General features: G+C 72.5%; 19 protein-coding genes and 1 tRNA gene. 14 read left to right on the top strand and 6 right to left on the bottom strand.

Annotation, left to right across the window (positions count from 1 at the left end; genetic code table 11):
* Positions 1-160 precede the first annotated feature (160 nt).
* The 3 genes from CYQ11_RS11290 to mycP all read left to right on the top strand — a co-directional run bounded on the left by CYQ11_RS11290 (position 161) and on the right by mycP (position 3,503).
* Complete coding sequence (locus CYQ11_RS11290) at positions 161-625, top strand: DUF2563 family protein (RefSeq protein WP_099200325.1); 465 nt, start codon at positions 161-163, stop codon at positions 623-625.
* Positions 625-2,262: a hypothetical protein gene (locus tag CYQ11_RS11285; protein ID WP_099200326.1), complete on the top strand. Its 1,638-nt coding sequence runs from the start codon at positions 625-627 to the stop codon at positions 2,260-2,262. Before CYQ11_RS11290 ends, CYQ11_RS11285 begins: the two co-directional genes overlap by 1 nt.
* A 101-nt stretch (positions 2,263-2,363) precedes the next feature.
* The gene (mycP, locus tag CYQ11_RS11280; protein ID WP_181143635.1) at positions 2,364-3,503 is read left to right on the top strand and encodes a type VII secretion-associated serine protease mycosin; all 1,140 of its coding nucleotides are present in this window, start codon (positions 2,364-2,366) and stop codon (positions 3,501-3,503) included.
* Positions 3,504-3,520: 17 nt separating this feature from the next.
* On the opposite strand, the gene CYQ11_RS11275 is transcribed toward mycP, so the two are convergent.
* Positions 3,521-4,519, bottom strand: a complete 999-nt coding sequence (locus CYQ11_RS11275) for a hypothetical protein (protein WP_146104672.1) — start codon at positions 4,517-4,519, stop codon at positions 3,521-3,523.
* A gap of 142 nt (positions 4,520-4,661) precedes the next feature.
* Between CYQ11_RS11275 and CYQ11_RS11270 the strand changes: the two genes are divergently transcribed.
* Positions 4,662-5,375: a rhomboid family intramembrane serine protease gene (locus CYQ11_RS11270; RefSeq protein WP_240003492.1), complete on the top strand. Its 714-nt coding sequence runs from the start codon at positions 4,662-4,664 to the stop codon at positions 5,373-5,375.
* A 4-nt stretch (positions 5,376-5,379) separates the two neighbouring features.
* Here the strand turns inward: CYQ11_RS11270 and CYQ11_RS11265 are convergent.
* A tRNA-Cys gene (locus CYQ11_RS11265) sits at positions 5,380-5,454 on the bottom strand.
* A 91-nt stretch (positions 5,455-5,545) separates the two neighbouring features.
* On the bottom strand, positions 5,546-6,415 hold the full coding sequence (locus tag CYQ11_RS11260) for an alpha/beta fold hydrolase (RefSeq protein ID WP_099200330.1): 870 nt from the start codon (positions 6,413-6,415) through the stop codon (positions 5,546-5,548).
* A 90-nt stretch (positions 6,416-6,505) separates the two neighbouring features.
* On the opposite strand from CYQ11_RS11260, the gene CYQ11_RS11255 reads away from it, so the two are divergent.
* The 7 genes from CYQ11_RS11255 (at position 6,506) to CYQ11_RS11225 (ending at position 14,995) form a co-directional block, all read left to right on the top strand.
* Positions 6,506-7,411 carry a LysR family transcriptional regulator gene (locus tag CYQ11_RS11255; protein WP_099200331.1) on the top strand — a complete coding sequence of 302 codons (906 nt, stop codon included), beginning with the start codon at positions 6,506-6,508 and terminating at the stop codon, positions 7,409-7,411.
* Between the two features lie 103 nt (positions 7,412-7,514).
* A complete protein-coding gene (locus tag CYQ11_RS11250) occupies positions 7,515-8,069 on the top strand; it encodes a cysteine dioxygenase family protein (protein ID WP_099200332.1) in 555 nt (184 codons plus the stop codon).
* 15 nt (positions 8,070-8,084) lie between these two features.
* Positions 8,085-9,260, top strand: coding sequence for a YeiH family protein (locus CYQ11_RS11245; protein WP_099200333.1), 1,176 nt, complete (start codon positions 8,085-8,087; stop codon positions 9,258-9,260).
* A gap of 304 nt (positions 9,261-9,564) precedes the next feature.
* Positions 9,565-10,989: an MFS transporter gene (locus tag CYQ11_RS11240; protein WP_099200334.1), complete on the top strand. Its 1,425-nt coding sequence runs from the start codon at positions 9,565-9,567 to the stop codon at positions 10,987-10,989.
* 135 nt (positions 10,990-11,124) lie between these two features.
* The gene (locus tag CYQ11_RS11235) at positions 11,125-12,912 is read left to right on the top strand and encodes a DEAD/DEAH box helicase (RefSeq protein WP_099200335.1); all 1,788 of its coding nucleotides are present in this window, start codon (positions 11,125-11,127) and stop codon (positions 12,910-12,912) included.
* A 470-nt stretch (positions 12,913-13,382) separates the two neighbouring features.
* The gene (locus tag CYQ11_RS11230; RefSeq protein WP_099200336.1) at positions 13,383-14,024 is read left to right on the top strand and encodes an IclR family transcriptional regulator; all 642 of its coding nucleotides are present in this window, start codon (positions 13,383-13,385) and stop codon (positions 14,022-14,024) included.
* A gap of 146 nt (positions 14,025-14,170) precedes the next feature.
* Positions 14,171-14,995, top strand: a complete 825-nt coding sequence (locus CYQ11_RS11225; protein WP_099200337.1) for a YlbL family protein — start codon at positions 14,171-14,173, stop codon at positions 14,993-14,995.
* Between the two features lie 73 nt (positions 14,996-15,068).
* On the opposite strand, the gene CYQ11_RS11220 is transcribed toward CYQ11_RS11225, so the two are convergent.
* Positions 15,069-15,533 carry an Lrp/AsnC family transcriptional regulator gene (locus CYQ11_RS11220; protein ID WP_099200338.1) on the bottom strand — a complete coding sequence of 155 codons (465 nt, stop codon included), beginning with the start codon at positions 15,531-15,533 and terminating at the stop codon, positions 15,069-15,071.
* 124 nt (positions 15,534-15,657) lie between these two features.
* Here CYQ11_RS11220 and hppD point away from each other — a divergent pair, with 124 nt between their 5' ends.
* The gene (hppD, locus tag CYQ11_RS11215; RefSeq protein ID WP_099200339.1) at positions 15,658-16,803 is read left to right on the top strand and encodes a 4-hydroxyphenylpyruvate dioxygenase; all 1,146 of its coding nucleotides are present in this window, start codon (positions 15,658-15,660) and stop codon (positions 16,801-16,803) included.
* Positions 16,804-16,868: 65 nt separating this feature from the next.
* Entirely contained in the window at positions 16,869-18,278 is a 1,410-nt protein-coding gene (locus tag CYQ11_RS11210) for an FAD-binding oxidoreductase (protein ID WP_099200340.1), read from the top strand.
* 44 nt (positions 18,279-18,322) lie between these two features.
* Here the strand turns inward: CYQ11_RS11210 and CYQ11_RS11205 are convergent, their stop codons facing one another.
* Both CYQ11_RS11205 and CYQ11_RS11200 read right to left on the bottom strand, forming a co-directional pair.
* Complete coding sequence (locus CYQ11_RS11205; RefSeq protein ID WP_099200341.1) at positions 18,323-18,739, bottom strand: SsgA family sporulation/cell division regulator; 417 nt, start codon at positions 18,737-18,739, stop codon at positions 18,323-18,325.
* Positions 18,740-19,201: 462 nt separating this feature from the next.
* Positions 19,202-19,354 carry a rubredoxin gene (locus tag CYQ11_RS11200; protein ID WP_205041817.1) on the bottom strand — a complete coding sequence of 51 codons (153 nt, stop codon included), beginning with the start codon at positions 19,352-19,354 and terminating at the stop codon, positions 19,202-19,204.
* Between the two features lie 728 nt (positions 19,355-20,082).
* On the opposite strand from CYQ11_RS11200, the gene CYQ11_RS11195 reads away from it, so the two are divergent.
* Complete coding sequence (locus CYQ11_RS11195) at positions 20,083-21,480, top strand: RDD family protein (RefSeq protein WP_398780654.1); 1,398 nt, start codon at positions 20,083-20,085, stop codon at positions 21,478-21,480.
* Positions 21,481-21,522 lie beyond the last annotated feature (42 nt).

Here is a 21,522-nt window from a genome sequence, read left to right as displayed (position 1 = left end):
GGTGCGGCGGCAGGGCGGGTGTGCTCAGCGCGGGCTGAGTAGTCGCGTCACCTCTGCGTGGGCATTTGAGTACGTGTACTCAGGTGAGTGTCAGTGGCCATCGGTAACCTTGCGGGAACAGTGAGTTCCGACGGGGGCTGACAGGAGAGGTGGGCCGGACGTGGGCGCGGGTGGGGCCGGGAAGTTACGGGCGGAGCTGGAGTCGCTCAAGGGCTTCAAGGGGCGGATCGACGGCGTTCTGATCTACCTGGGCGACTCCGCGGCGGCACCGTCGCGCATAGCGGAAGCGCGGCTGGGGGCGGGGCACCTGGGGGCCGACTTCGCGGAGGCCGACGGCTTGTACAGCGCGTACAACGAGGTCCACGCCCAGCTGGAGACCCTCTCGCAGCTCCTCGCCGACCAGATCGAGGCCCTGAGCACGGCCATCCTGGGCGCACGGATCGGCTACGCCAACGTCGACGCCGCCCACCGTGACCGCATGTGGGCGATCCAGCGGCGGACCCTGGAGCTCTACGACCCCAGCCTGGACCCGCATGCGAAGCAGAGGCAGGCCCACCCGGGAGGTCAGCCGCCGGGCCGGCCCCAGCAGCCCGGGCTTCGCGGCGACAACGAAGGAACGATCTGATGAGCACTCCTCCTCCGGGCCCGGTCAGCCCGCTGGTCAGGCAACGGGTCAGCGGCCTCTTCACCGTCTCGGACTTCGAGTCGAAGACCCACCAGGAGCTGCGCGCCATGGTGGAGCACGCGAAGCCTTACGAGGCCGGCGCGTTGAGCGACAGGCTCAACGTCGCCGCGGCGGCCATCAAGAAGGTCGGCGAGGACCTCAAGGCCCACATGGCGGAGGTCGAGTGGGAGGGCGAGGGCGGGGACGCCTTCCGCCTGTGGGGCGCCGACATGGCCAACGCGACCTTACGGTTGAGCGGCTTCAGCGAAGCGGCCGGCAGGTGGATGGGCCACGCGATCGCGACGTTGAGCGACGTCAAGTCCTCCATGCCGGAGGTCTCCGCGTCTTCCCGCGCCACGCTGGACTCGTACCTCCACAACAACCCGAATCAGCTGGGCTCCGTCCCCTCCCCCCTGGTCACGGACCAGACCGCCGGCCTCAAACAACAGGGCCCGTCCCAACAGCAGGCCTACGACGCCCAGAAACGCCTCGACGCGGACCAGGCGGAGGCGGCACAGCTGATGCGGAAGCTGGCGCAGTCGTATGCGTGGTCGGCGCACAACATCTCGGTGACGGAGCGGCCTACGTTTCCGCCGATCGATGCGCGGATGATGCCGCCGTCTGTAAAGGACCTCGACGATGTGCGTGTTGAGCCAGGCGGCGGCCCCGACGATGCCGCCGATGCTGCCTCGGGCCGCCCAGGGATGGCGGCTCTGGCTGCCCCCGAGGGCAGTGGGTCACTGAGGCACCAGCCTGCCGATGTGCAGTTCAGCCCGAGCGTGGCACCAGCGTCGATTCAGCATCCGGGCACTACTCAGGTCGACGGTGGCGTGTCACTGGCCCAGAGCCCCACGCTCATGCAAGGGATCGGTACCGCGCAGGCCCAGCCGAGCGATGCTCCGACTGGACTTCCACTGCTCCCGCCGCCGGGCATTCCCCCGGTGATGCCGGTCCTCCAGGCGAAGGGTCTGCCAGGCGGAGAAGGGGCCACAACCGGACGCTCGGGGAGTGCCTCGCGCCTTCCCGACCGGAGTGTCGCAAGTACCCCTGGTCGAGGCATGGTGGGAGGGCGAGTCGGCGTTTCTTCGCCGGTCTTCCCCAATGAAGGCATCATTGGCGGACGGCCGGTTCCCCGAGAGACGGGTCTGCCACAGGCAAGGGTTCCCCGAGGCACTGTCATCGGTGCAGAACCCGGGCAGGGTGGTGGCCAGGGCCAGGCCCGCGCGGCTATGGGACATGGCGGCGGTTACGCCGGTGGGCCCGGTGTACCCGCCAACCAGCCGGGCGCGGCTGGGCAGCGACGTGTCGCCCACGAGCCTGGTTGGACCGCTGGGGGGCGTCCTGCGGCCGGTGTGGGGAAAGCCGGCTCCCGGGCCTTCACGCCTGGTGGGTCAGGTCTTCTACGGAACCGAGGCGCCAGGCCGAACGAGCCCCAGGCGCAGGGGGGCGGGGGCGCCCAGGGAACGATGACTTCCCGCTCCGCGACGCCTGCGGTGCAGCCGGAGCGCGAAGGAACCGGCCGCCCGGGCTATGTGGTCGAGGGCGATGAGACCTGGACGCAAGGCGGGCTCCAGGTGGTGCCGCCAGTGATCGACTGATGTCGGAGCAGAGAGCAGGGGCCTGCACGCGTAGCAAGGACAGGGCTGGGACGACGGCCCGGCGAAGCGTGTTGATCGCCACGGTCGCTCCACTGATTGTCGTGGCGCAGGTTGTGCCAGCGCAGGGTGACGGGGTTCGAGCCCGGCAGTGGTACCTCGACGCAATGCATGCGGAAGAAATGTGGAAGCAGAGCACGGGGGCGGGGGTCACAGTTGCCGTGATCGACACAGGGGTTGAGTCGTCCGTCCCCGACCTGCGTGGGCGGGTGCTTCAAGGGAAAGATTTCTCGGGGCACGTGGGTGGCGCGGAAAGTGATCCCCACAATCACGGCACACGTGTCGCTGAGTTCATTGCCGGGACCGGGAAGAGTCTTTCGGGACTGGGGACGCGCGGTCTGGCACCCGGGGCCAGAATCATTCCGCTGCGGGTGTCGGACGGTACCGACGCAAGCAACGCGGCGGAGGGCGCGGAGAAATTTGGTGCAGCGCTCGCGTCAGCCATTCGGTACGCGGCTGGCACTGAAGCAAAGGTCATCAACATTTCCATGGGGCAGGATGTCTTGACGAGACCCCTTGCTGATGCTGTCCACGAGGCAACCGCCAGGGGGAAGCTGGTGTTTGCCGCAGTGGGGAACAGCGGGGACGCGGGTAACGCCGTGCAATACCCTGCGGCCCTGCCCGGTGTCATCGGGGTGGCAGCTGTCGACAAGACGATCACGGCGACCAAGGAATCCCAGCGAGGCCCACAGGTGGACCTTGCCGCACCGGGGGAGGACATGACGGCCGTGTGCGCAAACGGCCGAGACATCTGCACAAGCCACGGCACCAGCGACGCCGCCGCCCTCGCCTCCGCCTCCGCTGCCCTCCTCTGGTCCGCGCATCCCGACTGGACGGCCAACCAGGTGCTCCGCGTCCTCATCAACACCGCAGGCGGCCCCAAGAGCGGGGGAAGGCGCAGCGACACCATCGGCTATGGCGTCGTCCGGCCCCGCGTCGCCCTCCAGAATCCCGGCGACCCGGGCCCGCCTGACGTGAGCCCGCTCTCTGAGAAGCCGGACCATTCGCCCTCTCCGCAGACACCCTCGGGCCGGGACGGGCAAAAGACGGGGCCTGACTCGGCGGACGATGGTGGTGATGGAATCAGTGGTTCGAAAGGTGCGGCTCTGGTGGTCGGGACATCCGTGCTTGTCTGTGCGGTCATCGCCATTCCCTTCATCATCGTCCGCCGCCGCCGTTCATGAGCAGGGGAGGGAAATCCCTACCGCACCGCAAGCCGCCACGTGTACGGCGTGTGCAGGTCGCCCGGGCCGAAGGCGAAGTCCAGGTGTGGCGGCTTCTCCTGCGCGGCGTACGCGAACTCGAAGTGGGTCGTCTCGCCGGGCGCCACTCTCGTGGGGCTCGTCGTGTCGAAGCCCGTCGTGTAGGCGGAGAGCTCCGTCAGGTCCGGGTTCGTGCGGGCCCAGGCTCCCGTTTCGTAGCGGCGTAGTTCCAGTGCGGCGCCGCTCTTGTTGGTCACCGTCACCGTCACGCGATAGGCGTGCGCGGGGGTGGGGGTGGACGGGGGGAGCATCTCCGGGGTCGGGGTGAAGGGCTGGACCGCGCCTATGGTGACCTCCGTGCCGTCCCTGTAGACGACTCGGCCTTCCTTGGCGGTGTGGCCGCCCGCTGCGCCCTCGCGGGTGCGGGCCGTGACCTTGGCGGCGCGGTCGTAGCGGACGCAGCCGCCGTCCGTCGTGACGTTCGGTTCGCCGGTGTAGCGGTTCAGGTTCATGCGGATCGCGACGCCGTGCTCGTCGGTGGTCCGGATGCCCGGCCAGTCCGGGAGGGGGCGGGCGGGGTTGAGCTGTTCCGGCGGGGGCAGGTCCTGCACCTTCAGGCCGCGGTCCTCCCAGGCTTCGCGGAGCTTGCCCAGGTCCGTCATGTAGGCGTCCTTGCCGGAGTAGGACAGCCGCCATACGTACCCGGGCTGCTTGCGGGTCACGTCGCCGTCGTCGAAGCCGAGGTCGTCCACGCACGAGGTGCTGCCGTCGTCTGCCCTCGCCCATTCGGGCTTCCCCGCCCCCGGCCGTAGCGCGCGGACCGTCCGGTCGCCGGCCTGCCGGGTCGCGATGTCGCGCTTGCGGAAGTCCTCCGCTGACCGGACGGGGCCGCCCGCGACGGCGGTGAAGTAGTCGGACACGGCCACGCACGCCCACCAGACGGCCGCGAGGGCGGTCAGGCAGATCAGCCAGGGCCGGACGGCCGCTCGGCGGCTCACGGGGGGCGGGTTCTTCTCCATGAGGCGATCCCACCCGACTGGCCCGGGGCGTCGTCAGGGGGCGGGTGCTCATCCGGGCTGAGTAGCCGCACTCACGTACGTAGAGTGGGCCGCCGTAACGGGTGGAACGGAAATGAGCGAGATGAGCAGTCCTGAGCAGATGATCGCCGAGGCGCGCAAGGCGTGCTTCGTCATGTGCGGCTTCCTGGCGGCCCTCTGGGCGGTGCAGCTGGTCAACTGGGGGTGCGACTACTCCCTCGTCAGGGAGCACGCGCTGGTCTCCGGCGACGTCGAGACGCTGCCCGCACTCGTCACCGCACCCCTCCTCCACCTCAACTGGGCGCACATCGAGAGCAACTCCGGTCCGCTGTTCATCTTCGGCTTCCTCGCCGCGTACCGCGGAGTGGCGCGGTTCTTCGGGCTGACCGCGCTGGTGGCCCTCACCAGCGGACTCGCCATCTGGTTCTTCGAGCGCGCGGACGTGGGGACGGTCGGGGCCAGCGGGCTGGTCTTCGGCTACTTCGGGTACGTGGTGGTGCGCGGGTTCTTCGACCGGCACCTCGTCGACAGCCTCGTCGGTGTCGTGATGGCCGCCTCCTTCGCCTACACCTTCACCGGGGTCGTCCCCGGCACGCCCGGCATCAGCTGGCTCGGGCACCTCGGCGGGTTCGTCGGCGGCGTGGCCGGGGCCTGGGTCTTCCGCGACCGGGTGGAGAAGGCGAAGCCCCGCGGTGGCAAGGGCCCCGAGGAATCCCAAGGCCCGTCCGGCTCCAAGGGCCTGGCCGTTCCCGCCGCCCGCGGCGAGTCCCCCCGCGCCGACCTGCACAAGGAGCTCAGGGACCTGGGGCTGCTCTGAGTTCTGGAGGCCGTGGCGGGAATCGAACCCGCGTAACTCGCTTTGCAGGCGAGCCCCTAAGCCATTCGGGCACACGGCCGTGTCGTCCATCCGGTGCTCCCGACCTTAGGCGCCCGGCGTCAGGGGTTCAACGGGGCTCCGGCCCCTGACACGGGACTGACATGCCTGGTTCACGAGCCGTCGGGCGTCTCCCGCAGGAACTCCGTCACGAGCGGACGGAACAGCTCCGGCTCGTCCACCCACGGGTAGTGGCCGACCTCGTGCAGCGGACGCAGCACCGCGTGCGGGAAGGACGCCGCGACCGCCTCGCCCGCGCGCATGCCGGACACCGCGTCACGGTCGCCCGTCACCACCAGCACCGGGCACGCGACCTCCCGCAGGCGCCGCAGCAGCGCCCGGCGCGTCGCCTCGTCCACGCCCTGCCAGAAGCCCGCGCGGGGGACCGGGCCGAGCTGGTCCGGTTCGGTGGCGGCGTGGGCGCGCTGAGGGGCGTCCCAACGGGCGTAGGCCAGGGGGGCCGCACGGCGCAGGAGGTCGCGGACCTCGTCGAGGCCGGTGGCGTTTGGCAGCGAGTGCACGGCCACGTACGCGTCGACCCACCAGTCCTCCGCGGCCCGCGACTCGAAGATCTCCTCCGCGTCCGTGGGGAGTTCGCCTTGGAGCCGTGAGCCCGGCGTGACCAGCACCAGACGGGACAGGCGGTCTCCGTGCGCCGCCGCGTAGGCCTGCGCCGTCGCACACGCCGCGTCGTGGGCGAGCAGGGCGAGGCGCTCCACCCCCAGGTGGCGGCGGAGCGCCTCGACGTCCTCGGCCAGCGCCGGGAAGGCGTAGCGCGCCGGGTCCGGCGCCGGGGGCGACGCCCCCGTGCCGCGGCTGTCGGGGACGACCAGCGTGTGGTGCGCGTCGAGCCCGCCCAGGTCACCGAGGTAGGCGGCGTCCCGGCCCGGTCCGCCCGCGAGGCAGACCACGGGGGTGCCGGTGCCCGGGCCCAGCACCCGGTAGTGCAGGTCCACCGCGTCGTACGACGTGTAGTGAGGCATGAGTAAGAAGATGCCGGATATGGGCCTTTGTCCAAAAGCAACCCGCACCCCACCACGGGCCTCATCCCAAATTCCGCTTATGATTCCGGAGTGTTCGACTCGCGGCACATCAAGACGTTCCACGCGGTGGTCACCGCGGGGTCGTACTCGGCTGCCGCGCGGGCGCTCGGCTACACCCAGCCCGCGATCACCCAGCAGATGAAGGCCCTCGAACGGTCCGTCGGCACCCCGCTCTTCACCCGTGTCGGCCGCCGCATGCGGCTGACCGAGGCCGGCGAGGCCCTCGCCCGGCACGCCGAGGTGATCCTCGACAGCCTCGCCGCCGCCCGGCAGCAGATGACGTCGCTCACCCGGCTGCGCGCGGGCCGGGTGCGGGTGTGCGCGTTCCCCAGCGCCGGCGCCACCCTCATACCCGAGGCGCTGGCCCGCCTCGCCGCCGACCACCCGGGCGTACGGGTGGAGCTGCTGGAAGGCGAACCGCCGGACTCGCTCGGCCGGGTCGTGCGGGGCGAGTGCGACATCACCCTCGCCTTCACCTACCCCGGCCTGCACGAGCAGATCCCCGAGGAACTGGCGGAAATACCGCTCCTCGAGGACCAGCTGACGGTCGTCCTGCCCCTGGGTCACCCCCTCGCGCGCCGACGGGCCGTCAAACTCTCGGACCTCGCGGAGGAACGCTGGATCGCCGGCTGTCTGCGCTGCCGCACCAACTTCCTGCACGAGTGCGCCGAGCAGGGCTTCGCCCCCGACATCGCGTTCACCACCGACGACAACCTCGTCGTGCAGTCGCTCGTCGCCGAGGGGCTCGGCGTCGCGATGATGCCCGGGCTCGTGCTGTCCTTCCTGCGGCACGACAAGATCACCGGCCGGGCCCTGGACCCCGCCTCCCGCCGCCAGGTCTCCGCGTACGTCCTGCGCGAGCACCTCAAGATCCCCGCCACCGCGCTCGTGCTCGACGAGCTGAAGGCGGTCGCCGCACGGCGCGTCGGCTGCTGACCCCGCGTCAGGGGCCGCGTACCAGCGACCCATAAGCCGATGTTTGGCCCCCGGCAAAGAACTGTCGTTGGACGTGATGGATGAATCATCCGACGCTGCGTATATGACCACACCTACCGCACCCCCGACGACCGCACGCCTCGACCTGCTGGTCGGCGACGTCCGGGAGGCCGTAGGCCGCGGCCTGCCGGCCGGCGAGACGGCGTCCCTGGTCAGCCGGTGCCTCGCGGCGCACCTCCACGACCCCGGTCTCCTCACCGCCGGACAGCGCGAGGGCGACCCCGACCACTACCGCCAGCACATCCTCCACGTGGAGGACGACGGCAGCTTCTCGGTCGTCGCGCTCGTCTGGCTGCCCGGGCAGCGGACCACCATCCACGACCACGTCTCGTGGTGCGTCACGGGCGTCTACGAGGGCACCGAGAGCGAGCGCCGCTACCGCCTGGTCCCCGACGGCGACGGCACCCGGCTCGTCGCGACCGAAACGGTGGTCAACCGCGTGGGCGACGTCTGCGGCTTCGCCCCGCCCGGCGACATCCACCTGGTGCGCAACGCCTGTTCGTCCACCGCGATCTCCCTCCACATCTACGGTGCGGACGTCGCCCGCCTCGGCTCCAGCGTGCGGCGCGTGTACGAGCCGCCGGCCGACGAGGCCTGAGGCGGTCGTCGCCCGATGGCGCTCCTCGGCTCCCACACCAAGAACTCCCACACCAAGAACTCCCGGACCAAGGGCTCCCGCCCGGACGAGGCCCGCACCGGGGGCCGGCCGCCGGGCGCCGGGGCCCCCTCGGCCACCGGGCCCTCCGCCGCGGACCGGCCCCGCCAGCCCGCCGGCAAGTCCACCCGCAACCTGCCCGGTCTCGCCTTCGCCGCCGTGGGCGTGGCCCTCGCCTGGGCCGTGCACCGGCTCGTCCCCGCGGTCCCCATGCTCACCGCCGCCGTCGTCCTCGGCATCGCCGCCGCGCACGTGCCCGGCATCCGGGCACGCGTGCGTGGCGCCGGAAAGCCGGGGCTGACGCTCGCGGGCAAGCGGCTCATGCGCGTCGGCATCGTGCTGCTCGGCCTCAAGCTCAGCCTGGACGACGTGCTCGGCCTCGGCTGGGCGACCGCGGCGATGGTCGTGGCGGTGGTCGTGGCGACGTTCTTCGGAACGCTGTGGCTGGGCCGCCGGCTCGGGCTGCGCGGCGACCAGCCCCTGCTGATCGCCACCGGCTACTCCATCTGCGGCGCCTCCGCGATCGGCGCCGTGAGCGAGGTGTCGGGCAGCGACGAGGAGGACGTGGCCACGTCCGTGGCCCTGGTGACGCTGTGCGGCACGCTCGCCATCGCCGTCCTGCCGCTGCTGCACCACCCGCTCGGCCTCGACGACGCGCAGTTCGGGCGCTGGGCCGGAGCCAGCGTGCACGACGTCGGCCAGGTCGTGGCCACCGCCCAGACGGCCGGTTCCGCGGCGCTCGGCGACGCGGTGCTGGTCAAGCTGATGCGCGTGGCGCTGCTCGCGCCCCTCGTCGCCGCCGTCGCCGTGTCCGCGCGCCACCGCCGCCGGAGCGGAGGGCAGGCCGCCGGGGCGTCCGGGACCTCCGGCAAGCGGCCGCCCCTCGTACCGCTCTTCGTCGTCGGCTTCCTCGCGGCGGTCGCGCTGCGGACGACCGGCTGGGTGCCCGGCAGCTGCCTGGAGGCCGCCCAGCACGCCCAGGAACTGCTGCTCGCCGCCGCCCTCTTCGGCCTCGGCAGCGCCGTCCACCTGCCCTCACTGGTCCGCACCGGCGGGCGGGTCGCCGCGCTGGGGCTGTGCTCGTGGGTGGTCGTGGCGGGGGTCTCGTACGGGGGCGTGCTGCTCACCACCTGACGTCCGGCCGGTTCCCCGCGCCGGAACCCGAGGAGGGGACGGGGCCCGGCAACGACCGCCGGGCCCCGACCGGGGCGTAGCCGGGGGTGGGGTCGTGGGGTCGTGCACGAGGGCAGGTCGTGGCCGGGGGCGGGCCTGGAGGGACGCAGGTCGTAGGCGGACCCCCGCCGGGCCCTTCGGCGTGGCGCCTCCCGGATCCGCCGGCGCAGAGCCTCCCGGCCCTTCGGCGTAGGGCTTACGGACGACGGAAGTCCGGTCGCCGGACAGGCGCGGCGCGAGCCCTCCGCTTCCTACGCTTCTCGCCATGACCGCCACCGACGCAGACGCCGCCGACCGGGGGACCGGCGACGGCGTCCTCGGGCGCCGCCACCGCGCCCTGACCCTCGGGATCATCACCGTCGTCTCCCTCATCGCGTTCGAAGCCAGCGCCGTCAACACCGCGATGCCCGTCGCGGCCCGCGCGCTCGACGGCGTCGGGCTGTACGCGTTCTCCTTCTCCGCCTTCTTCACCGCCAGCCTCTTCGCCATGACGCTGTCGGGGGAGTGGTGCGACCGCACCGGCCCGCTGACGCCCCTCTTCACCGGCATAGCCGCCTTCGGCGCCGGGCTGGTGGGCGCCGGTTCGGCGCAGCGGATGTGGATGTTCGTGGCCGCCCGGGGCGTCCAGGGCCTGGGCTCGGGGCTGGTGATCGTCGCCCTCTACGTGGTCGTGGGGCGGGCCTACCCGGAGCGGTTGCGGCCGGCGGTGATCGCGTCGTTCTCGGCGGCGTGGGTGGTGCCGGTCATCGTCGGGCCGGTGGTGGCGGGCACGGTGACGGAGAACGTCGGCTGGCGGTGGGTCTTCCTCGCCATCCCCGTGCTGATCGCCCTGCCCCTCGCCGTGATGCTGCCGGCCCTGCGCAAGCTGCCGCCCTCCGAGCGCACCGGGTCGGTGGACGGGCGCCGCGTCCTCCTCGCGCTCGGCGTCGCCGCGGGCGCCGGCCTCCTGCAGTACGCCGGGCAGGAGCTGCGGCCGCTGTCCCTCCTGCCCGCGGTCGCCGGCCTCGCCCTGCTCGTGCCGTGCGTACTGCGCCTGCTGCCGGCCGGCACCTTCCGGGCCGGGCGTGGTCTGCCGTCGGTGCTGCTGCTGCGCGGCCTGGCCCAGGGCTCCTTCCTGGCCGCCGAGACCTTCGTCCCGCTGATGCTGGTGACCGAGCGCGGGATGTCGGCCACGCTCGCCGGGCTGTCCCTCACCGGGGGCGGGCTGACCTGGGCGCTCGGCTCGTACACCCAGAGCCGCCCGCGCCTGGAGCGCCACCGGGAGCGGCTGTCGGCCCTCGGCATGGCCGTGCAGGCCCTGGCGGTGGCGGCGGTGCCGCTGGTGCTGATCGACGCGGTGCCCGTGGGTCTGGTGGCCCTCTCGTGGCTCCTCGTCGGCTACGGCATGGGTCTGACGATCTCCAGCTGTTCGGTCCTGACGCTCCGCCTCTCCCGGCCCGGTGAGGAGGGCGCCAACTCCGCCTCCCTCCAGGTCTCCGACGCGCTCGGCAGCATCACGCTCGTCGGCCTGGCGGGTGTGCTCTTCGTCTCGTCCGGCGGCGCCTCCGTCGCCGCCGCGGAAGACGGCACCGCGGCGGCCCCGCCCCTCGCCTTCGTCGCCGTCTTCGCCCTCGCGGCGGCGTCCGGGCTGGCCGGCGCGTGGGCGGCCACCCGGCTGAGGCCGAGGGACCAAGGGGCGGCCGGCGGGTAGGCGCCGCGACCGGCCGGCGTCGCCGTGTGACCTCGGTCCCACCCTCGGGTGAGCCCCGTCCGCGCCACCCGAAGGGCGCACGGAGCACCGGTAGGCTGACGCGGTTGCCGATTCGCCGACCAGCCGACGGAGACCGTGACTACCACCACCGCGAACCACCATCTCTCGCCCGCTTTCCCCGGCCGGGCCCCTTGGGGTACCGCGAACAAGCTGCGCGCCTGGCAGGAGGGCGCGATGGGGAAGTACATCCAGACGCAGCCGCGCGACTTCCTCGCCGTGGCCACCCCGGGCGCCGGAAAGACCACCTTCGCCCTCACCCTCGCGTCCTGGCTGCTGCACCACCACGTCGTCCAGCAGGTGACCGTGGTCGCGCCCACCGAGCACCTGAAGAAGCAGTGGGCGGAGGCCGCCGCCCGCATAGGCATCAAGCTCGACCCGGAGTACAGCGCGGGCCCGCTGGGCCGCGAGTACCACGGCGTCGCCGTGACCTACGCCGGTGTGGGCGTGCGGCCCATGCTGCACCGCAACCGCTGCGAGCAGCGCAAGACGCTCGTCATCCTCGACGAGATCCACCACGCCGGCGACTCCAAGTCCTGGGGCGAGGCGTGCCTGGAGGCGTTCGAGCCGGCCACCCGGCGGCTCGCCCTCACCGGCACCCCCTTCCGTTCCGACACCAACCCCATCCCCTTCGTCACCTACGAAGAGGGCAACGACGGCATCCGCCGCTCCGCCGCCGACTACACCTACGGCTACGGCAACGCGCTGGGCGACGGCGTCGTGCGGCCGGTCATCTTCCTCTCGTACAGCGGCAACATGCGCTGGCGCACCAAGGCGGGCGACGAGCTGGAGGCCCGGCTCGGCGAGCCGATGACCAAGGACGCGATCTCGCAGGCGTGGCGCACCGCCCTCGACCCGCGCGGCGACTGGATGCCGAACGTGCTGCGCGCCGCCGACCAGCGGCTGACCGAGGTGCGCAAGTCGATCCCCGACGCCGGCGCGCTCGTCATCGCCTCCGACCAGGAGTCGGCCCGCGCCTACGCCAAGCTCATCCGGGAGATCACCGGTGAGGGCGCCACGCTCGTCCTGTCCGACGACAGCGGCGCCTCCCAGCGCATCGACGACTTCTCGCAGGACGGCTCCCGGTGGATGGTCGCCGTCCGTATGGTGTCCGAGGGCGTGGACGTGCCGCGCCTCGCGGTCGGCGTGTACGCGACGACGATCTCCACGCCGCTGTTCTTCGCCCAGGCCGTCGGCCGCTTCGTGCGCTCCCGGCGGCGCGGTGAGACCGCCTCCGTCTTCGTGCCGACGATCCCGACGCTGCTGACCTTCGCCAACGAGATGGAGGTCGAGCGGGACCACGTCCTCGACAAGCCCAAGAAGGAGGGCGAGGAGGATCCGTACGCCGAGTCCGAGAAGGAGATGGACGAGGCGAACAAGCAGCAGGACGAGGACACCGGCGAGCAGGACATGCTGCCCTTCGAGGCCCTGGAGTCCGACGCCGTTTTCGACCGGGTCCTCTACGACGGCGCCGAGTTCGGCATGCAGGCCCATCCGGGCAGCGAGGAGGAGCAGGACTACCTCGGCATCCCCGGCCTGCTGGAGCCCGAGCAGGTGCAGCTGCTGCTCCAGAAGCGGCAGGCCCGGCAGATCGCGCACAGCCGCCGCAAGCCGGACGAGCAGGCCGACCTCCTGGAGATCCCGGCCGAGCGGCGGCCGGTGGTCACGCACAAGGAGCTGCTGGAGCTGCGCAAGCAGCTCAACACCCTCGTCGGCGCGTACGTCCACCAGAGCGGCAAGCCGCACGGTGTGATCCACACGGAGCTGCGCCGGGTCTGCGGCGGTCCGCCGTCGGCGGAGGCCACGGCGGGGCAGCTCACCGAACGCATCAACAAGGTGCGCGAGTGGGCCACCCGCATGAAGTGACCTGAGCGACGCGGCGGGGCCCGGACGACACGTCCGGGCCCCGCCGCCGTGCGGAGGGCGGATACGGGCGTGATCAGCCCTCTGCGGCAGCCGGCAGCGCGGCAGCGCGGACACGGGCGTGATCACCCGTCCGCGACGGCCGCCGAGCGCGGGGCAGGGGCGCCTCCGCACGGGCGGCAGGCCGCCGGCGACCCCGGCCGGCCTGCCGCATCTCCGCGGCGCGTCGTCCCACCTCTGCGCCCAAGTCCCGTGTTTTCCCCGCGCCATGCCCGGATTGTGGGCAGACTCTTCCGCTGAGCGGACCGGCGGCGCTACGGTGCCGGTCACGCACACGCCCCGTGGCAGCGCCGCCGCGGAGCGCAGCCGGACCATGCGTCAAACCACCGGCGGCCTCTCTTCGCGCGCTGCCGGACGGGACCGGCGGCGCACCCCACCGTGACGAGGGCCGCCCTCATCGGAGGAGGGGCGTCGTGACCGCGGAGACTTCGCAGACGCTCGACAGAGGACTGCGCGTCCTCAAACTGCTCGCCGACACCGATCACGGTCTGACCGTCACCGAGCTGTCCACCAAGCTCGGCGTCAATCGCACGGTCGTCTACCGTCTGCTGGCCACCCTGGAACAGCACGCGTTCGTGCGCCGCGACATCGGCGGCCGGGCCAGGGTGGGCCTCGGCGTGCTCAGGCTCGGCAGGCAGGTGCACCCGCTGGTGCGGGAGGCGGCCCTGCCCGCCCTGAGATCGCTGGCCGAGGACATAGGGGCCACCGCCCATCTCACCCTCGTCGACGGCGCCGAGGCGCTCGCGGTCGCCGTCGTCGAGCCGACCTGGACCGACTACCACGTGGCCTACCGCGCCGGGTTCCGGCACCCCCTGGACCGTGGCGCGGCCGGCCGGGCGATACTCGCCGCCCGCCGGGGCGAGGTCGACGACCCCGGGTACGCGCTCACCCACGGCGAACTGGAGGCCGGGGCGAGCGGGGCGGCGGCGCCCCTGCTCGGCGTGAGCGGGATCGAGGGGAGCGTCGGCGTGGTCATGCTCGCCGACACGATCCCCCAGCGGGTCGGGCCCCGGGTCATGGAGGCGGCGAAGGAGGTGGCGGACGCGCTGCGGTAGCCCCGGCGTGCCGGCCTCCGGCCGGCGCCGGCACCGGCCGCGGGCGGCCCTGGCCGCCCGCGTCCGGCACCCGGGCCGCTCGTGGCCCGCCCCCACCGGGCCGCCCACGTGCCGCGGCCGACTCACGCGTCAACTAGATTCGCAGCATGCCAGCTGAGACCCCGTCCGCGCCGGCGGCCGCGAAGAACAAGCGCACCCGTACGCTCGCCCTCTGTGCCGTGCCCGTCGTCGCCCTGCTCGCGGTGGCCGCGTCGGTGCCGCTGCCCTTCGTCATCGCCCAGCCGGGGTCGACCACGGCGAACGTGCTCGGCGAGCACAAGAACAAGCCGGTGATCACCATCACCGGGGCGGAGACCCGCCGGACCACCGGGCAACTGCGCATGACCACCATCGAGGCCACCGGCCCCGGCACGGACGTCAGCCTGGGCGACGTGGCCGACAGCTGGTTCCGCACCGACCGGGCCGTGATGCCGCGCGGTTCCGTCTACCCCGCCGGCCAGTCCGACGAGCAGATCGAGCGGCACAACGTCGCCGAGATGGAGAAGTCCCAGGACGCCGCCTCCCAGGCCGCCCTGCGCTACCTCCACCGGTCGCCCGGCGACGTGAAGGTCGACCTCAGCCTCGCCGACGTCGGCGGCCCCAGCGCCGGGCTGCTCTTCGCGCTCGGCATCATCGACAAGCTCGACGGCGACGGCCGCGGCGGCGACCTGACCGGCGGGCGCAGCATCGCCGGCACCGGCACCATCGAGCCGGACGGCACGGTCGGCGCGGTCGGCGGCGTCTCCCTCAAGACGCAGGCGGCCGGGCGGGACGGCGCCACCGTCTTCCTCGTGCCCAAGGGGGAGTGCTCGGACGCGCAGGCCGAGCTGCCCAAGGGCATGCGGCTGATCCCGGTGACCGACCTCAAGGACGCCGTGTCGTCCCTGCGGAACCTGGCGGCCGGGCAGCGCGTGCCCACCTGCGGGTCGTAGGCACGCGGCGGCACGCCCCCGCCCCCGGCGCGGTCCCCGGCCCGCAGTCCTCAAGCCCCAGGTCCTGAAGCCCTCAGTCCTCCGACGCCTGCTTCACCAGCGGGATGATCCTCAGCGGCACCGGATTCTCCATGACGATCGCCGTGGACGCCCGGACGATGCCCTCGAAGCCCACCACCCGGTCGATCACCCGCTGGAGATCGGCGTTGGAGCGCGCCACCAGCCGGCACAGCATGTCGCCGTGCCCGGTGGTGGTGTGCAGTTCCAGCACCTCGGGGACCGACGCCAGGTGGGTGCGGACGTCCGCGCCCTGGCCCTGCTTGATCTCCAGCGTCGCGAACGCCGTCACCGGATAGCCCAGCGCCGCCGGATCGACCTGCGGGCCGAAGCTGCGGATCACCCCCTGCGCCTGGAGCCGGTCCAGCCGCGCCTGCACCGTGCCGCGGGCCACGCCCAGCCGCCGGGAGGCCTCCAGCACGCCTATGCGGGGCTCCTCCGCGAGCAGCTCGATCAGCCTGCCGTCCAAACGATCGATCACCCTGACCCACCTCTCGTGGTCATCCTGTACAGAACGTCCGGCACCACCGGGAAACCGCTGGGCACATTGCCCAGCAGATACGCAAACTATTGCGCACCTTGTGGATCGGAGGGACCCTGCGGCCATGACTCAGACCACGGATCACACCCTCTCCACCGAACGGCAGGCCGACCCCTTCCCGGTCAAGGGGATGGACGCGGTGGTCTTCGCCGTCGGCAACGCCAAGCAGGCCGCCCACTACTACTCCACCGCCTTCGGCATGAAGCGCGTCGCCTACCGCGGACCGGAGAACGGCAGCCGCGAGACGGCGAGTTACGTCCTGGAGTCCGGCGGCGCCCGGTTCGTCTTCACCACCGTGATCAAGGCGACCACCGAGCACGGCCGGTTCCTCGCCGAGCACGTCGCCGAGCACGGTGACGGCGTCGTCGACCTGGCCATCGAGGTCCCGGACGCGCGTGCCGCGTACGCCTACGCCGTCGAGCACGGCGCCACCGGCCTGACCGAGCCGTACGAGGTGTCGGACGAGCACGGCACGGTCGTCCTCGCCGCCATCGCCACCTACGGCCAGACCCGCCACACGCTCGTCGAGCGCGCCGGCTACACCGGCCCCTACCTGCCCGGCTACGCCGCCGCCGACCCGATCGTCGAGCCGCCGGCCAAGCGGAACTTCCAGGCCATCGACCACTGCGTGGGCAACGTCCAGCTCGGCCGGATGGACGAGTGGGTCACCTTCTACAACAAGGTCATGGGCTTCACCAACATGAAGGAGTTCGTGGGCGACGACATCGCCACCGAGTACTCCGCGCTCATGTCGAAGGTCGTCGCCGACGGCACCCGCAAGGTGAAGTTCCCGCTCAACGAGCCGGCCATCGCCAAGAAGAAGTCGCAGATCGACGAGTACCTGGAGTTCTACGGCGGCCCCGGCGTCCAGCACATCGCGCTCGCCACGAACGACATCGTCGCCACCGTACGGGCCATGCGGGCCGCCGGCGTGCAGTTCCTGGACACCCCGGACTCCTACTACGACACGCTCGGCGAGTGGGTCGGGGAGACCCGCGTGCCCGTCGAGACGCTGCGCGAGCTGAAGATCCTCGCCGACCGCGACGAGGACGGCTACCTGCTGCAGATCTTCACCAAGCCCGTGCAGGACCGGCCGACCGTCTTCTTCGAGATGATCGAGCGCCACGGCTCCATGGGCTTCGGCAAGGGCAACTTCAAGGCCCTCTTCGAGGCCATCGAGCGCGAGCAGGAGCGGCGGGGCAACCTCTGACGGTCCCGCACCCCTGACGCGTTCGCGATCTTCCCCCTGCCGCCCCCGGGTGGCAGGGTGAGGGCATGGGCGATCTGACCGAGCTCCTGCGCGAAGGGCTGCCCGCCGAGGCCGTCCTCACCGACCCCGACGTCACCGGCTCCTACGGACGCGACATGGCGGGCTTCTGCGCCGCCGGCGCCCCGGCCGTGGTCGTCCTGCCCCGCACCGTCGAACAGGTGCAGCACGTCCTGCGGACGGCCACCGCCCTGCGCGTGCCCGTCGTGCCGCAGGGCGCCCGCACGGGCCTGTCCGGGGCCGCCAACGCCACGGACGGCTGCATCGTCCTCTCCCTCGTCAAGATGGACCGGATCCTGGAGATCGACCCCGTCGAGCGGATCGCGGTCGTCGAGCCGGGCGTCGTCAACGCCGTCCTCTCCCGCGCCGTCGCCGAACACGGCCTCTGCTACCCGCCGGACCCCTCCAGCTGGGAGCAGTGCACGATCGGCGGCAACATCGGCACCGCCTCCGGCGGGCTGTGCTGCGTCAAGTACGGGGTCACCGCCGAATACGTCCTCGGCCTCGACGTGGTCCTCGCCGACGGCCGGCTGCTGACCACCGGCCGCCGCACCGCCAAGGGTGTCGCCGGCTACGACCTCACCCGCCTGTTCGTCGGCTCCGAGGGCAGTCTGGGCGTGGTCGTACGGGCCGTCCTGGCGCTCCGGCCGGCCCCTCCCGCGCAGCTCGCCCTGGCCGCAGAGTTCCCGTCCGCCGCGGCGGCGTGCGAGGCCGTACGGCAGATCATGGCGCGCGGCCACGCGCCGTCCCTGCTGGAGCTGATGGACCGCACCTGTGTCCAGGCCGTCAACTCCCTGGCCAAGATGGGCCTTCCGGAGACGACCGAGGCCCTCCTCCTCGCCGCCTTCGACACCCCCGACCCCGCCCCCGACCTCGCCGCCGTCGCCGCCCTGTGCACGGACGCCGGAGCCACCGAGGTCGTCCCCGCCGAGGACGCGGCCGAGTCCGACCTGCTGCTCGAAGCCCGCCGGCTGGCCCTGCCCGCCCTGGAGAGGCTCCGGCCCGCCACGATGATCGACGACGTGTGCGTGCCGCGCTCGCAGCTCGCCGCCATGCTGGAGGGCACCGCCGCCATCGCCCGCGCGCACGACCTGACGATCGGCGTGTGCGCGCACGCCGGCGACGGCAACACCCACCCCGTCGTCTGCTTCGACCCCGCCGACCCCGACGAGGCGCGGCGGGCCCGCGCCTCCTTCGAGGAGATCATGGCGCTGGGCCTGGAGCTGGGCGGCACCATCACCGGCGAGCACGGCGTGGGCCTGCTGAAGAAGGAGTGGCTGGCCCGCGAGGCGGGCCCCGTCGCCATGGAGGTGCAGCGCGGCATCAAGGCCGTCTTCGACCCGCTCGGGCTGCTCAACCCCGGCAAGGTGCTGGACGTTCCCGGCGATCACTCCATCGGGTTCCCCGCCGCCACCTGACCGCACCCGAAGGGGCCACTCCCGCTCCCTCCTCCAGCCCCCGCTCACGCGCCGGAGGCCAGCAGCTCCGCCAGGCCCTCGTCGAGCGCGAGCCACCCGCGCTCCGCCCCCGCCGGCACCGCCCGCAACGTCCGTTCCAGCCACTGGGCCAGCGGGCCCGCGGGCGCCCTGAGCAGGGCCCGTCCCTCCGGCGAGGACAGCGCCACGCCCACCACCGCCCGTCCCGCCTCCATGCCCGGGAACACCCGCACATCCCCCTCGCCGACCGCCCGGAACACCCCCTCCACCAGCAGGTCCCTGGCGAAGGTCCAGGTCACCGGCCTGTCCGAGCGGACGTGGAAGGTGATGTGGACGGCCAGCGGATCGGCCGAGCGATAGCTCAGCCGGGCCGGTACCGGGATGCTGCGCCCCGCCGACAGCACCATGTCGAGGTCCAGCGATCGTTCCACCACGATGTGCATCAGTGCGCCCTCTCTGCCGTGCTTCCTCGGTGCACGGCTCCTCGCGCCCCGCACGGCACGCCGCGCGCACGAGGACCCGCAACCGTAGAGAGCGTGCGTAGCCCGGGTCATGACGCGGCTTCACGTGACCGGCGGGATTTTTTTCCGGGCGGCGGGACAGTCGCACGTGTGAGTGGTCCGGCCCCGGGGAGAGGCACGTAAAGGCAGGGGCCGTTCAGTGAGCGCTCGGAGTTCGCACGCGCAGCCGGCCGGTCAAGGGGACCCGACCAAGGGTGCCGTGCTGCCGGCAAAGGCTGTTCCGGGCCTTTCTTGGGGCGCGGGGCCGGGCGACTGGGAGATACGGGGGCCCGTGGCGTGCCCGGGCGCTGGAACCGGACCATTTGCTTGTCTCGGCGGAAGGACCCGTCGCCGGCGTTTTCTCCGGGCTGTCCGGTGGGCCGCGGGTGCCCCGGGGCGGTGGGTTCAGACCTGGACCATCTCGAAATCCTTCTTGGGGTTCCCACTTTCAGGGCACGTCCAGTCGGCGGGCACATCCACCCACCGCGTCCCCCGGGCAATGGCCTCTTCCGGAAGTCCCATTTCTTCCTCGTAGAGCCATCCGCAAATCGGGCACATCCAGCTTTTGTATTCCATGGAGTCCTCTTTGTGTTTGATCGGTGGTGGATACAACGAACGTATCGCGGCTGCATCCGAAGCCGATCGGTTTGCGCCATGGCGGTGATGGTCTTCGCATCGACTCGCAGCAGATTCGACGTCATGAGGCAAGAGAGTCGATGGACGTCGCGGAGGGGTGACACGTCACGACCCGGCCACCCTCCGGCCGCGGAAAGGGAATGTCGCCGTGGGTGGGGCCGTCCCCCCACTCGTCACACCTGCCCCAACAGTGCCCATCCTGGGAGGCTCTCGTCGTCCATGCCGACGGGCCGGAAGCCGCGGAAGCACGATGATCCGGCCGGTGGCGCCATCCGGTCGAGTGATCTCGCGCTTCTCCCGGACGCCTGCGCGATGCTCTTCGTACAGTTTTGCGAATTTATCCCGACCGGGTGCCGTGCACTTGGCTCCGATGTCTTCTCGCGGTCGCTCGAACGCGGACTTTCGGTTGGTCTCCTTCTTCCTGGTCGTCCGTTCTTCGTTAATGTCGTCCAGGACAGGCGGAGGCGGCTCCCGGCCGCTGTGGTACGCAGGACGCGTACCCCGTGCTCGATTCGAGGGTCGTGGTCCGTCCCCGCTCGCGTCACCATGCGATCAGGGGTCGTCGATGCCGGAGACGGCGGACAGGTCAAGAGTGTTGTTCATGAACGGAGTTGGGGGCGTCGATGACCTCACCCAGCCTTGATGGGAATGTGCCCGGGCCAGGCTATTACCCCGACCCGTCCATCCCCGGCTACATCCGCTACTGGAGCGGCACCGCCTGGGTGCCCGGCACCAGCCGGCCCGCGCCCGCCGAGGGCGAGCCGATGCCCGCGCCGCCCGCCTCGGTGGCCGCGTCGCTGCCCGCGCTCGCGGCACCCGTGCCGCCCACCGCGCGGCAGGCCCCGCAGACGGCGGGGCGCCCGGCGGAGGAGACGGGTCCGGTGTTCCTGGACGAGGAGCCGGAGCCCGGGCAGGAGCGGGCCGCGCGGGGCGGCGCCTGGCAGGCCGACGCCACCCGGCAGGACGGCTTCGGCGGCGAGAACGACCGTCGGGTCTCCTGGGGCGACGCCTCCTCTGCCGCCCCCGAGCACGCCTCCGCCCTGCCGAAGGCCCGCGACCCGCGGCTACCCCCCGCCGGCGCCCCCGACGCGGCGGCGGCCCCGGCGGACGGCGGCGCCCCGGCGTCCGGCGCCCCGGGCCGCGGCACGCTGCAGATGCGGCCCCGGCCGCAGGGTGCGGCCCCCAGCGGCCCGCAGACGCGGCCGGCGGTCGGCGAGCAGCGCGCGGAGCCCGCCCCGGCGGCCGTGCCCGCCGCGCAGGCGTGGCCCGGCCCGCGCACCGAGGAGCCGCCGGCCGAGCCGCTGCGCGCGGCCTCGCTGCCCGTGCGGCGCGAGGAGAGCGCCCCGGTGCCCGCCGCCGCGGTCCCCTCCCAGGCCCAGGCCCAGGCCCCGGCCTCCGCGCCCGCCCCGTCCGCCGACCGGCCCGTGGGCTGGGCGCAGCAGGTGCACCAGCTGGCCCAGCAGCAGCCGCAACCCGGCGCGGGCGAAGGGGTGATGCCCTGGAAGCCGCCCGTGGACGACCCGTTCCTGCGGGCCGCGCGGGCGCAGGGCCGCCCGGCGCCGCTGGGGCGGCGGCTCGCCGCACGGCTGCTGGACACGGTGGTGCTGGGCGCGGTCGTGTCGGCCGTGGGCGTGCCGCTGTGGGGCAAGTCCGTCGAGCACATCGACGCCAAGGTGGAGCAGGCCCGGCAGACCGGCCGGACGGTGACGGTCTGGCTGATCGACGGCACGACGGGCACCTACCTGGCGATCGTGGCGGCCGTGCTGCTGGTCGTCGGCGTGCTGTACGAGGCGCTGCCGACCGCCAAGTGGGGGCGCACGCCGGGCAAGAAGCTCTTCGGCCTGCGGGTGCTGGACATCGAGTCGCACGACACCCCCTCCTTCGGCCGGACGCTGCGGAGGTGGCTGGTCTACGGCGGGCTGGGCGTGCTCGCCGTGGGCGTGGTCAACGCGCTGTGGTGCCTGTTCGACCGGCCCTGGCGACAGTGCTGGCACGACAAGGCCGCCGGCACGTTCGTGGCGTCCGCGGACGACGGGCGGGACGGCTGACCCGGACGGCATACGGCCGGATGCGCCGGACGGGGGGCTGGG

The sequence above is a fragment of the Streptomyces cinnamoneus genome, assembly GCF_002939475.1.
GTDB classification, from domain to species: domain Bacteria; phylum Actinomycetota; class Actinomycetes; order Streptomycetales; family Streptomycetaceae; genus Streptomyces; species Streptomyces cinnamoneus_A.
Note: the sequence above shows the minus strand (reverse complement) of the source record. Positions and strands in the feature narration are given on the sequence as shown.

What these genes read in the sequence shown, in the direction of transcription:
- CYQ11_RS11200 (WP_205041817.1), bottom strand. Translation starts at nt 19,354, where the DNA reads ATGTGCCCGATTTGCGGATGGCTCTACGAGGAAGAAATGGGACTTCCG.
- CYQ11_RS11210 (WP_099200340.1), top strand. Translation starts at nt 16,869, where the DNA reads ATGGGCGATCTGACCGAGCTCCTGCGCGAAGGGCTGCCCGCCGAGGCC.
- CYQ11_RS11260 (WP_099200330.1), bottom strand. Translation starts at nt 6,415, where the DNA reads ATGCCTCACTACACGTCGTACGACGCGGTGGACCTGCACTACCGGGTG.
- hppD (WP_099200339.1), top strand. Translation starts at nt 15,658, where the DNA reads ATGACTCAGACCACGGATCACACCCTCTCCACCGAACGGCAGGCCGAC.
- CYQ11_RS11225 (WP_099200337.1), top strand. Translation starts at nt 14,171, where the DNA reads ATGCCAGCTGAGACCCCGTCCGCGCCGGCGGCCGCGAAGAACAAGCGC.
- CYQ11_RS11240 (WP_099200334.1), top strand. Translation starts at nt 9,565, where the DNA reads ATGACCGCCACCGACGCAGACGCCGCCGACCGGGGGACCGGCGACGGC.
- CYQ11_RS11285 (WP_099200326.1), top strand. Translation starts at nt 625, where the DNA reads ATGAGCACTCCTCCTCCGGGCCCGGTCAGCCCGCTGGTCAGGCAACGG.
- CYQ11_RS11245 (WP_099200333.1), top strand. Translation starts at nt 8,085, where the DNA reads ATGGCGCTCCTCGGCTCCCACACCAAGAACTCCCACACCAAGAACTCC.
- CYQ11_RS11205 (WP_099200341.1), bottom strand. Translation starts at nt 18,739, where the DNA reads ATGCACATCGTGGTGGAACGATCGCTGGACCTCGACATGGTGCTGTCG.
- CYQ11_RS11250 (WP_099200332.1), top strand. Translation starts at nt 7,515, where the DNA reads ATGACCACACCTACCGCACCCCCGACGACCGCACGCCTCGACCTGCTG.
- CYQ11_RS11270 (WP_240003492.1), top strand. Translation starts at nt 4,662, where the DNA reads ATGAGCAGTCCTGAGCAGATGATCGCCGAGGCGCGCAAGGCGTGCTTC.